Annotated in this window: 12 protein-coding genes; 2 read left to right on the forward strand and 10 right to left on the reverse strand. The window is 45.0% G+C overall.

Annotated elements, in window-relative coordinates; all coding sequences use genetic code 11:
* A partial coding sequence (gene nagA / locus AB5H98_RS10290; RefSeq protein ID WP_367925814.1) for an N-acetylglucosamine-6-phosphate deacetylase occupies positions 1-876 on the reverse strand: 876 nt, incomplete at its 3' end.
* 120 nt (positions 877-996) lie between these two features.
* Positions 997-2373 carry a VWA domain-containing protein gene (locus AB5H98_RS10295; protein ID WP_367925815.1) on the reverse strand — a complete coding sequence of 459 codons (1377 nt, stop codon included), beginning with the start codon at positions 2371-2373 and terminating at the stop codon, positions 997-999.
* A 265-nt stretch (positions 2374-2638) separates the two neighbouring features.
* Here AB5H98_RS10295 and AB5H98_RS10300 point away from each other — a divergent pair, with 265 nt between their 5' ends.
* Positions 2639-4735, forward strand: coding sequence for an AAA family ATPase (locus tag AB5H98_RS10300; protein ID WP_367925816.1), 2097 nt, complete (start codon positions 2639-2641; stop codon positions 4733-4735).
* A 20-nt stretch (positions 4736-4755) separates the two neighbouring features.
* Here AB5H98_RS10300 and AB5H98_RS10305 read toward each other — a convergent pair whose 3' ends face one another.
* The 5 genes from AB5H98_RS10305 to AB5H98_RS10325 form a co-directional block, all read right to left on the reverse strand.
* Entirely contained in the window at positions 4756-5715 is a 960-nt protein-coding gene (locus tag AB5H98_RS10305; RefSeq protein ID WP_367925817.1) for a GDSL-type esterase/lipase family protein, read from the reverse strand.
* 34 nt (positions 5716-5749) lie between these two features.
* The gene (locus AB5H98_RS10310; protein ID WP_367925818.1) at positions 5750-6925 is read right to left on the reverse strand and encodes a GDSL-type esterase/lipase family protein; all 1176 of its coding nucleotides are present in this window, start codon (positions 6923-6925) and stop codon (positions 5750-5752) included.
* A 395-nt stretch (positions 6926-7320) separates the two neighbouring features.
* Entirely contained in the window at positions 7321-8169 is an 849-nt protein-coding gene (locus AB5H98_RS10315; protein WP_367925819.1) for a hypothetical protein, read from the reverse strand.
* Between the two features lie 2 nt (positions 8170-8171).
* Positions 8172-8720: an FxLYD domain-containing protein gene (locus AB5H98_RS10320; protein WP_367925820.1), complete on the reverse strand. Its 549-nt coding sequence runs from the start codon at positions 8718-8720 to the stop codon at positions 8172-8174.
* Positions 8717-9094 carry a DUF2116 family Zn-ribbon domain-containing protein gene (locus AB5H98_RS10325; RefSeq protein WP_367925821.1) on the reverse strand — a complete coding sequence of 126 codons (378 nt, stop codon included), beginning with the start codon at positions 9092-9094 and terminating at the stop codon, positions 8717-8719. The genes AB5H98_RS10320 and AB5H98_RS10325 overlap by 4 nt, the downstream gene beginning before the upstream one ends.
* A 120-nt stretch (positions 9095-9214) precedes the next feature.
* Here AB5H98_RS10325 and AB5H98_RS10330 point away from each other — a divergent pair, with 120 nt between their 5' ends.
* Complete coding sequence (locus AB5H98_RS10330) at positions 9215-9508, forward strand: helix-turn-helix transcriptional regulator (protein ID WP_367925822.1); 294 nt, start codon at positions 9215-9217, stop codon at positions 9506-9508.
* Between the two features lie 168 nt (positions 9509-9676).
* On the opposite strand, the gene spo0A is transcribed toward AB5H98_RS10330, so the two are convergent.
* The 3 genes from spo0A to nrdD form a co-directional block, all read right to left on the reverse strand.
* Complete coding sequence (gene spo0A / locus AB5H98_RS10335) at positions 9677-10429, reverse strand: sporulation transcription factor Spo0A (RefSeq protein WP_367925823.1); 753 nt, start codon at positions 10427-10429, stop codon at positions 9677-9679.
* A gap of 145 nt (positions 10430-10574) precedes the next feature.
* Positions 10575-11798, reverse strand: a complete 1224-nt coding sequence (gene spoIVB / locus AB5H98_RS10340; RefSeq protein ID WP_367925824.1) for a SpoIVB peptidase — start codon at positions 11796-11798, stop codon at positions 10575-10577.
* A gap of 108 nt (positions 11799-11906) precedes the next feature.
* Positions 11907-12386, reverse strand: a 480-nt coding sequence (nrdD, locus tag AB5H98_RS10345; RefSeq protein WP_367925825.1) for an anaerobic ribonucleoside-triphosphate reductase, incomplete at its 5' end; no start/stop codon positions are given.

Consider the following 12386-nt stretch of genomic DNA (forward strand, 5'->3'; position numbering starts at 1 on the left):
TGTCATGTATACGGTCTGACCGCCCAGAGAATACACGCCATTGGGCATACCGGCCGCCCGCATAGAATCGCTGATCAGGCAAACACGGTCCTCTCCGAACCACTTGAATACGCTGCGCACCACTGCCGGATGCAGGTGAATTCCGTCCGAAATCATCTCCACATGCTCTGCGTCATCCGATGCGGCCCCAACAACACCCGGATCCCGGTGTGCAAAAGGCGGCATTGCATTGAACAAATGCGTTACATGGGTGGCACCCGCCTGAAACGCGGCCTTAGCCTGCTCATAATTCGCAGTAGTATGCGCAATGGAAACAACGCATTTCTGGCTTGCATGTTCAATAAAAGGCACTGCGCCGTCCAATTCCGGCGCGACATCGATTAGTTTAATCGCTCCGCCGGAAATTTCGAACAGACGATCGAACATGGCAATATCCGGATCTACGATGTATTTTTCAGCCTGCGCACCCTTTTTCTTTTTGGAGAAGAACGGTCCTTCCATATTGATGCCGCGTAAAACCGCGCCGCCCGTCTCTTTTCCTACATAGGGTTTTGCCACTTGGAAAATGGAAGTGAGAATGGGTTCGTCGAACGCCATTGTTGTACCGCAAAAACTGGTCACGCCCTCGCTGCCAAGATAAGCACTCATCGTTTCAATATGCTCGGCACCGCCATCGCAAAAATCTGATCCCTTAGAACCATGAATATGAATGTCCACAAAGCCAGGTGTGACATATTTGCCCGTTACATCCAGTTCTTCCTCACCATGCAGCGTGCCCGCCGGGGCAACTCGCGTGATTTTTTCGTTCTGAATCTCAACATCCGCATTCACGAATTGAGCTTCTTGTGTAAACACAAGACCATTTTTTAAAATCATACACGTTCACTCCTGTTTTTTCTTTTTCCGGGTACTTGTTTCTTTACCTTTATTATAACAAAAAAACGTTTTTGTCCAACTCGTTTCATAAAAAAGAGCTAATCGTGCTAATACTGTGCATCATTGCACACAAGGCTCACCAGCAGTGCTCTGTCCATCCACCCAATCAATGGTATGTGCCATTACACAAACTTTCATTCTACGAGACTTGCAGGCACCCTGTTCGCACCCTTCGTCATCCGGGTCTTCCGGAAGCACAAAAGTGACTGGGCCCACTTCTACATCCATGCAGCCCTCCTCAAAGTGTGCAGGTACGGTAATTGCCTTAAAGCCTCTTTGTTTTTCCTCGCCGGTGCAGCTTACCTCTGTAAGAATCAGTCCAACCGCGACACGTCTGCCCGGACATACATTTTTCAAAGTCATGCGAAGCTGAAGCAATCTTCCCTGATCCTGCAGCATAATATCTCCCAAATCACAGCTTACACGGTCTTCACAGGAAGGCATGCACAGTTCGATGGGATTGCAATCGGGATCCGGTTGCGGGCTGCCACCCTCCACCTCGACCACGGGATCCGGAAAACGAACATCGTCTCTGGCATCATCGGTAAAGCGGATGCTTTCGTTGACAGGAATGGTTCCGGTAAAGCTTCCTTCATATCGAACCGTAAAAGTCAGAGAGGCGGTTTGTTCTCCAGTCTTTCCGAGTACTGGAATACGCCAGTCCAACGCACGGGGAGAAAGCTGCATAACCGCACCGAATTCGGGAGCAGCAATGTCAATGATTACAAATCCCTCACTTACCAGCTCCTCAATCAATACATTTTCGGCCCCCGGTTCCGAGATATCCTCGGCTACTTCTTTGAACAATTGTTCCAATTCTTCCGGTGTCGGTGACACTCGTACATATTTGCTGGATGGAGTAGAAGCCCACTCCCGAAGAGTTTCTTCATTGATGCCATCCGTACCTACAAGACCGATGCAATAGATTTCCACGCCGCTCTCGCGCAGTGCTTGTGCTACAGGTGCCGGCGCGGGTCCTACTGTGGGCTCTCCGTCTGTAAACATAACACAGATGCGGCGGCCAGTGGTTCCCAGCATTGCCTGCGCCTGTCCGAATGCAGCGGCCTGATTCGTATTTCCCTGAGCCTGAAGCGCATCGATTGCCGCATCCAGTTGCGAAACAGAGGTCGTCAGTGGACTATCCACGGTAGCGGTTGCGGAAAAGCTGATGATTCCAATCTCGCTTCCACCGAGCAATTCACTGCCATCGGGCGATCCGGTATTATGGGCGATGATGCTTACAAAATCCTTGGCGCCAGATTTCAGGCTCTCCATTGCCTGCCCACGCATGCTGCCGGAACGGTCCAGTAAAAGCGCAATTTTTACAGGATTGCTGATGATGGTTGGTTCTGCAGTAATGGAAAGTGTCACCTGCATGGTATCTCCAAACGCAAGTGAAGTTTTGTTGGTTGTTTTATTCGCACTTACAATAGGCATAGTAGTCCCTCACCTTCTAAATTTGACGCAATTCCTGCGTCTTGCTGTATGCTATGCCCTTGCTCGCCAGCCCGTTCTTGGCGTTCAACCGTATCATTTCAGGATTTTCCGGAATCTTTCCGGAAACAATTTCTATATCCGCACACTTTTTCCTTTTTTTAAAAAATTTTTGATTTTAAGAAAATTTGCTGACATCGCTACACCCGCATGCTACAATAATAGAAATCACCGGATTTTGGGCGTATGCAACCATGGAGGCCTTTTTATGAAAAATGATTTTGACGATCTTTTAAATCAGGTATTTGGAAAACGTGGCCAAATAAATACGGCGAACACTTCTCTTCCGGAGCTTCACGCACGTCCATCCGGACCCAAACGGAATGCAGCCGCAGCCCGCCCTAAAAAATCTTCTATTGACACAGTACAAAAAAACGTACTGGAGATGCAAAAAAATCTAGAGGCAAGAGCAGCTCAACAACGCCAAGAAATTGAGGCGCTGAATCAAAATGCACTTGCAGATATCAATCGAATCGAACAAGAACTTGAAAAACCTGAGGTCAAGGCACTTGCCCAACCCCAGCGTGCAAAAACACAGAAGTTGACCGGCCTAGAAGGATTTGATGGTCTTTTTGAATTTCTTCAGACACATGTATTTGGACAAGATGAGTATTTGCGCCAGCTTTGCATTGCTCTCAAGCGACCTTACGTCATGGGGCATTCCGGACAGCGCTCCCGTGGTGCTATTTTTATCGGTGGTCCCTCTTGCACAGGTCGCAAACTTGCCTTGCGCCAAGCGGCTACTTTTTTGTCTCAAAAAAATGTATTTGTTTCGGCGAACATTGCATGGATGGATTTAGCGCTTTATCCCACATCTGCAGAGGAAAAACTCTTTTTGCAAGACTTATATATGGCGCTGGCCGGCTCGTGTGATTTGGTCGTTTTCTTGAATTCCGCGGAATGTCATCCTGGTTTTCTCACAGTTTTAAGCAATCTGGTGCAAAAAGGAGCTCATCCGCTTGCAAATCGGTACGTTTTGCAAAATGGGCGGCTCGTAGATGCAGGCGCCTCACTTGTCAAAGAGGCCGTGAGTCAGTTAACTCCGAATGGAAAATATCTTTTCTTTTGTGAAAATACGAATATTCAAAAACTTGCAGATCGTTTTGGCGGACCATTTGTTTCCGCGTTGAGTGATCAATGTCAAACGATCCCACTCACTCTGCAAGCCAAAATGGAAATCGCCCGCCGAGAACAAGAACTTCTCATTACACGTGCTCATGAAACATTGGATTTCTGTGTAACCGTTGAACCAACGGTGCTCTCGCTTGCCTGTGAACATGAGAAAAACGACCCGGGTGCCCAACCGCTCCTCACATTTTTTGAACAGCTTTACCACGCTTTGGCACAATACAAGTTGGAACATGAGCTTGCAAAAGAACTTCCCGTTTTGATTGATGCAAGCGCAGGAAAGACATGCATCCGCTTTGGCGAAATCCAAGCGAATCTATCTGACCTTCTCCCCGCTGATTATCGAGGGAACGTGGAAGAGGTGAAAGAAGAACTCCGTCAAATCGTAGGATTAGAAAATGTAAAAGAATATATTTTAAGCCTCGAAGAGAATTTCAGTGTTCAAAAGCGTCGGGAGAGCTTGGGATTAAAAACAAGCGCTGTATCGATGCATATGATTTTTACCGGAAATCCCGGAACCGGAAAGACCACCATCGCTCGACTGGTCAGTAAATACCTCAAGGCCATTGGCATTCTGAGCGGTGGGCAGTTGGTGGAGGTAACACGAGCGGATCTTGTTGGAAAATACGTCGGTCATACCGCCCCTCTGACTACCCAAGTTCTAAATTCAGCTTTGGGCGGGGTGTTGTTCATTGACGAAGCATATAGCTTATATCGCGGAAAAGATGACAGCTTCGGCCTGGAATGTATCGATACATTGGTAAAGGGCATGGAGGATCATCGAGACGATCTGGTTGTTATTCTTGCTGGATATACACGGGAGATGAACGAGTTTCTTCAGGCAAACAGTGGATTGAAAAGTAGATTTCCAAATATTATCGAATTTCCCGATTACACTGGAGAAGAGCTTGTTGCCATCGCTCAGCTTCAGGCAAAGAGCAAGGGCTATATTTTGGATGAACAATGTATCGCACCGCTCACAATCTATTTCAATGCAGTTCAGCTCACACATGCACGCGAAGCTGGAAATGGTCGTCTGGCTCGCAACAAAGTGGAGGAAGCAATTCTGACACAATCCAGACGTGTGGCAAAGGATCTTTCAGCGGATTTGTCTGTACTCTTGTTAGAAGATTTTGATTTGGAAGATGTCGCCCAAAACGAAAAGGAGGTCCCATAAGGGACCTCCTTTTTTTCATTTTAACCGTTGTACGGGCCTTCCTCTACAAATTGTGAATTGTATTTGCTATATGCCGTATGCCGAAGCAGATAATCGGCCCATGCGGCGTAGCCCGCCGGGACCATGTGTATTCCGTCGTATGTGCCCACATAATCCGCACGCAGATAACCGTTGTCATCCACCAAAGCTTCCTGCACGTTCACAAAATAGAAGCCGCGTTCTACCGCCATTTTTGCAATTTGATCATTGAGTTGCCGCAAGTGGTCATTGGCCAAACGCGGCTTGGCTATTTCCTCTTCTGCAGTGACAGGCGTGATGCTCTGCACATAGATGGGTACATTGGGGAAAGTCTCCCGCAACCAGTCCATCAACTCACCATAATAGTGCAAAAACGCGTCATCCTCCTGTGCGAGCACTGCGTTTGTACCCAGCAAAAGATAAATATTATCCGGTTTTTCTGCGGCGATGGCATCCTTGGTAACTTCTTCCACACCGTTGTAGTTTTTGGCCGTGCCGCCATCTAAAATAAATTTCGGGCTGATGCTCTTATACGCATGGACAATAGCCACATCGCTGGTGGGTTGATAGAGTCCGAAGCCCTGGGTCAGAGAATCTCCAATAAACAACGCCGTGCGGAAATATTCCGTGCTTAGCTTTCCGTTGGCCGGAAGCGCCAACATGCGCGCATCGGCAGTAAGTTGCAAGTCAGTGTTGATGGTACGCTCCGAAGGAACATTGGTATCCCACTCCTCCGCTTCCACAGGCTGTGTTTGAACAGGTGTTTGCTCTTGCTGTTCCTCCTGTACAATGGTCGATGCCACCGGCCATTCTATCACGGGTTCTCCATGGATCATCTTGACCATGGTATATAAAATTCCAAACAGCAATGCCACGATCAAAACTGCAAGGCCTGCTTCTATGAGCAGAATGCGGTTCCTTTTCCGCCGCGCCCGCGCTTTGAATCCACGATAGGTTTCCATCACTTTCCCCCCTAATAGAGAAGTTTTTCTTTTATCATCCCAGGTATAACGGAGAACCAATCAGATACGGATTCTCCTTTTTATAAGCAGTATGCGTTATGAGATACTCCCGCCATGCGTCATAACCCGCATCGTTTAAATGAATTCCATCACCTGCCACATATTCCGGCAGAAGAGCACCATCCTCACCTGACAGCGCTTGGTACAGGTTTACGAAGTTCAACCCTCTACTATAGGCCATTTGAGCCAATTGATCATTAACGGACTGAATACGGGACAATTGATAATTTTCATCTTCGGCCGCTTTCTCTGCCGACACCGGTGGAATTGCTTGAATATAATAAACAGTCTCCTTGGGAAGTTGCCCAATCAGATAATCCAAAAAGTCATTGTAATATTTAATAAATGCCTCATCTGTCAAATTCTGAAGGGAATTCGTCCCCAAAAGAATATACACCTTTGTGGCATTCGCTGCAAGAATTTCATCAATCGCAGTTACCTGTTGGCCATCCACATTGGTCACAGTCCCTTCGGTCAATTCCTTAGGGCCTACTCCCACATAAGCTGCGTATTTGGCATTTTTAAAGCTGCTGTTGTAAATTTGGAACCCTTGCGTCAAGGAATCCCCAATAAACAACGCATCGTCAAAATAGCTCATATCCACACGGCCATTTTCCCATAACGACACTAAGGAAGCCGTGATAGGAAGCACGGCGCCCACATCCTGCTGTATCTGAGGGCCAACGAGTCCGGACACTTGTGAAGTCGGCGGTGTCTGTTGTCCAGAGCTCGAATCCGACTGCTCTGTAAGAACTTGGCTACCGGAGTCTGCCGGTTGTGAAGCCCCTGACGAATCCGATGTTGCCAGTTTTCCCGGTGCTTCCAACAGTGCTGTGATAGGAATTGCCAAAAGCAAAATCACAACAAAGGCCCCAAGAAAAAAGCCACAACCGTTTCCCTTTTTTCTCTTTTTTCTGGATGTGCCCATATTTTTTCGGACAGCGTTCCCCTGCCTTGGGCAAGCAGGTCGGGATCCCCCCGTTGTGTGTGCACGCCCTGAAGAAGCAGCGTTTCCAACGGGGATTGTAAACATCTGCTCTTTCGCGCCGGGTTTCGAAGTTCTCTCTGGCTTTGCCGTGTCGTAATCAAACACCTTACGCACAGGTTTTCTCGAAGGCGAAGAAGGGCGCTGATTCCTTTTTTGTTCCATACAGCTCCTCCTTGGCACAATATTTGATCTATGTTCCACAAATTACAAAAACAGCGCAGAACATCCCAATATAAATTTTATTATACCCTCTTTGTCAAATCGGTTCAACCTCTTTTAACCTCGCATTTTGACGATATGCCGTAGAAGGTACAGAAATTAAAAATAGAAACTTTTTTCTCTCATTTTTTCAAAACAACCAACAACGTTGAAAGGCGCACAAACAATTTAATAGAGATAAAATCGTAGAGTTTTTCAATAATAGTATGTGATTTTTATTTTCAAATTAAATCCGCAACGCCGATTTTGTGAAAAAGCTCTTTTATTATCAAAAAAGGCTTCACCTTTCCGCTTTGGGTTAAAGTGAAGCCTTGTATTTTAGAGCTATTTTTTCTTTTTTAAACCCAATTTGCATTGGGCATCGCTTCTATCAATTCTTCGGGAATTTCCACAATATTTCCCTCTTCTAATATAGTATCACGCAACGCATCAGCCAAATTCAACTCTGTCTCATCGCCCATGTCACTCAAAAGTAAAATAAGCTCAAAGTAAGTACTTGACTCGCTTCCACTGTCTACCATCGCATATGCAACATCCGTACGTAAAAGCCAATAAAATTTAACCATTTTCTCAAGTTCAAAGTCTTTTCCGGATGAGGATTCTGAAATCGAATCTAGATCTGCCTTTTCTCTTTGAATAAATTCCGTGTTGCCCATTTTTTCATAAATTTCACCAATAGGCACATTCTCCATTGTCTCCCTTGAGCCATATTCATCCGCTCTCATCTGCTCCCATGCTTGTTCGCAACTGTTCCAATAAGAGTCGTTATAACGTTCTAGTAGCACTACTGCTCGATAGTATGCGCCATCACTGACACCTTCAATCTTCGAAGTCAATTGTTCAATCAGTTGTTGCGAATTTTTATAATCGCCTAATTCTTCCAAGGCAACAATCGCCTGTTCTATTTCGCCTTTCTCTATTAATGACAGTGCATTATCATATCTTTTTTTATTCTGATTTGAGGCAACAAACAGCACCCCTGCAACAATAATCACTAGGGCTAATATTATGATACCAATTGTCAAAATAATCCGTCTGTCGACCTTTTTAGGCGTTTGAGATACCGAAACCGAATCTTCGAACGAAACATCATTCGAATTCATTACATTTTCATTTTCGATTAGCGCACTTCCACATACCGAACAAAATTTTCCTTTTCCTTCTTTTCCGCATTTGGGGCACACCATATTTAACTCACCTCTTCAATCTGTAAAGAATAATCACTGACTGTTCGCGATGGTTTTTCATACATAATATCAAAATCTGTTTCTTCTCCCGGCCCAAGAGTTCCGTAAAAGAAATCATAATCTGTGCCAATTATCTGTCCCGAATGATCCTCCAATTTTACAACGACTTTAAAGCTAGAAATTGTTTTATCCTCGGTAATGTTGCGTACTGTTCCTGTAATATGTCCATAACTGCCACCTGAGTATTCTTTCTCAGAATCAACTATACTCAAGTCCCATTCATCGGGGTAAGTTGCCTTTTCTTCTATATCCTGGTAATACTGTTGCAGCCACTTTTCATTCTTTGCGTTTGCTAATGTCTCTCTTGAGGTTTTTAATGAACTAAGTGAATACCCCACAAAGAAAATAATAATTGCTATTGCACAAATGGGAAAAATCTTATTTATGGAGTTTTTACGCGTCTCTTGTCTTGTTTGGAGCGGCTTTCCACAATTTGCGCAATAAAGGGATCCATCCGGGTACTCACGTCTGCAATTGTGGCAATATTTCATGATTTTTCACTTCCCCCTTTGTGCATTAACAGCACGCCAAAAAAGATGCCCATTGCGCGTAGCGCCATAGCATATCCCGCATAAATATTTCCCAGCTCAAAATAGTAGGCCTCTTCTAATGTTTTTCCGCCTACGGATTCAATTTGCATAATCTGTGCGCCACCATCGGCCACCAATTGTGCTGCTATAAAGAACATCACGGCAACCAAGAGTCCACATGCAATCATTATATAATTCATCTTTTTCTTATTAGATTTTACAAATTTTGAATTTGTTTGTTGCGAATTTTGACAGTCCGTTTTATCAATGGTCTGTCCGCAATTCGGGCAAATCTCGCCATCCAAAACTTTTGTGCCGCAATTTGTACAATACATAAAACTACCTCCTCCTTTTTTACTTAATTATAGGAGGAGCGTCGCTCGTTGTCAACAAAACTATACATTTATAGATAATTATATATCATTCAGTGCATAGTAAAGTTATCACATAAGGAAGTGATAACTTTGATTTCTACCACAATCAAAACTCTTCGTGAAAATATGGGACTCTCTCAAGCCGCTTTGGCGAAAAGACTTGGCGTTACACGCGCCAGTGTAAACGCTTGGGAGATGGAAATTTCTTCGCCTACCGCACAATATCTTATTGAAATGGCTCGACTATTTCATACTTCAACCGACTTTATTTTGGGGTTGGATCCTGAAGAACAAATTATATTGCGTGGAATGACGGATGAAGAAAAACGTCTGGTTTACAATTTGGTCGAGTACATTTCCCAAAATCACGAATAAAAAAAGACGTGCCTCAAATACGGCACGTCTTTTTGATACTATCATCACTTACCGCCTGTTTCTCTCGCCAAGTTTCCTAATGATACTGGCAGTTCATCGAACGGTGGGAGCAATACAAATCTCACATGAAACAGAAATATAATTTCTATGAGAGACATATCGTTACGCTTAAGCAATCTTGTGACTTTTTTTATCCAGGCGCATCTTGTCCGAAATCATGGCGATGAATTCGGAGTTGGTAGGTTTTCCGCGCAGATTGTGAATGGTATATCCAAAATAGCTATTGAGTGTATCCACATCGCCACGGTCCCATGCCACTTCAATGGCATGGCGGATTGCCCGCTCTACGCGACTTGCTGTTGTATTATTGCGCTTTGCAATCTCCGGATACAACCGCTTTGTGACGCTGTTAATATAATCGTGGTCCTCCACAGTCATCAGAATCGCATCTCGAAGAAATTGATATCCTTTGATATGCGCTGGAACACCAATTTGATGAAGAATCTCTGTCACGGTACATTCGTCATCCACACCATGGTCGGCCACTCCGCCACGACCAACCATAGAACAAATTCGCTGGGCCATTAATTGTGCATCAAAGGGCTTTAAAAAGTAAAATGAAAAGCCTTTATCCATAATTTCACTTTCCAGTGTATCATCCGTAAAACTTCCTGCTACAAAAAATCGGGCATGTCCCATTCCTTTTTCATCGTAACACTGTTTTACGCTCAACGCATCCAGACCAGGCATGAAGGCATCCAGCAATACAACATCCGGGTTTTGTGATTCAATGACATTCAGAACTTTTCTTCCGTCTTTTTCACACAGCGTCACTTGAATTCCCTGCCCCGTTAAGGCCTGACGACACTGTTCCGTTGCCGGCGTTCCAAAATCTGTCATAATCATTTTTACCTGTTCCATTGTTTGTCTCCTCCATATGGCTTTTTCTTAAACCTCACGTGCTTTTTTGTGTGGGTTCGGTTTGTTTTGACAACCAAATATTACCATATATTTCCAATTAATGCAATGGTTTCCAGATAAAAATTTCCATTTTATGGAAAATCTCTTATGCTGCCTGTTGATAGGATAGCGCTGTATCCGCTGTTTTTAACATATTTTCTGCAAAGATTCCATACCCACGTGTGGGATCATTGACAAAAACATGCGTCACTGCACCGATCAACTTTCCATTTTGAAGGATCGGACTTCCACTCATACCCTGTACAATTCCGCCTGTTTGATTAAGCAAATTTTGATCCGTTACATGAAGAATCATATTTCGGTTGGGATCATCCGCGGACAAAGCCACTTTTTCAATCTGCACCGAAAAGCTCTGCGGAGTTTGACCATCCAGCGTGGTTATAATCTCCGCGGGACCGGTTTGAATTTCTTGCGCCAACGCAATTTGTGCGTCGGTTCCTTTCAAATACGAAGTGGCTTTTCCATATACCCCGGTTTCTCCATTTACCGTAATAGTACCGGTAGGAATCGCAGAAGAAAAGCTCCCCTTCAACTCACCCGGACTTCCGGCAGTACCTTTGGTTACGCCAGTAATTGTTACGGGTACAATTTCTCCTTTCAAGAGAGAAATTGTGGCTCCAGTATCCACATCGTGAATGGAGTGTCCAAGTCCCGCAAAAACGCCTGTTTCATTGTCTACAAATGTCATGGTTCCAATGCCTGCTGAAGAATCTCTGACCCACATACCGGTACGCCATGTTCCGGTCGAGGCATCTTTTACGGCTGTCAACATCACACTGTGTTCTTTGCCTTCCCGGTTAAATACCACCTCGGCTGGCGCCCCGGCAAGGTCCTGAATTGCCTGTGCGACATCTTCATTCGTTTTGGTGGGTTGACCGGCTACGGAAACAATTACATCACCCATCTGCAGTCCTGCAGTTTTGGCCGGGTTCTTATAACCGGTGGGAGTATAAATATCACTGAATCCCACCACCATGGCTCCATTCGCAAACATTTTGATTCCGAAGGGCGTCCCACATACCTGTACCACACGGTGATCCACCACCTGCGCACGGACCGTCTTCACAGGAATAATTCCACCAATGGTTAACTCGGTATTATACGAGGCTCCCACTGTTGTACTGGCAACCTCATTGACTCCCGTGGGAATGCTGGCGCGTATAAAAGGCATTCCCGCAATTTGAATACTTCCTTCCTGATTCACCAAAAAAGTGTCCGGAAGCAATGTGCTAATGTACAAGGCAAATGCAAATAAGGCTACTACACAGCCAGATGCGATAAAACAGCTCCATCGGATAAATTTTTCCAAAGCGGTCACCTCTGCGACGATATTCGCACAAATGTGCTTTGGTTAGTATGTTCCAATTGTTGGCGAAATAAACATGCGGCCCCGCTCAAAATGAACGGGGCCGCTTTTTTAACTGTACTGCGTCTGAATATATTTTTGAATTTCAGAAACTCCTGTCAATTTTTGTGTTCCCACCAGAAGTGTTGGCACCTGACGAATTTGATTGGCGCGCGCAAAATCCAAATTCTCTTCTGCGTTGATTGTATCATACTTCACTCCGCCGCGCTGTAAAAGCGCCTGGGCCATTGCGCAATTCGGACATTTTTGTCCTGTCACTAGGACCGGATGAGCAAAAAAGGGCTCCTTTTGAATGGATTTCTTCGGTTCAGAATCTGAAATTGCTGTCTCACGTGAAAATTTTGAACCATCCACCCGATAAACCTTTCGGTCTTTAAATTCCTGTGTCTTTCCTGCGTTCCAATTCTGCACCGGTCGATAATATCCTGTGATCCGGCTGTAAACCTCCGTCTTCTTTCCACAGTAAGGGCAGGTATACTGTTCACCGTCAATATAACCGTGATCCTGGCAGATAGAGTAGGTCGGGGAAAT

Source organism: uncultured Ruthenibacterium sp. (assembly GCF_963558415.1).
GTDB lineage: Bacteria > Bacillota > Clostridia > Oscillospirales > Ruminococcaceae > Ruthenibacterium.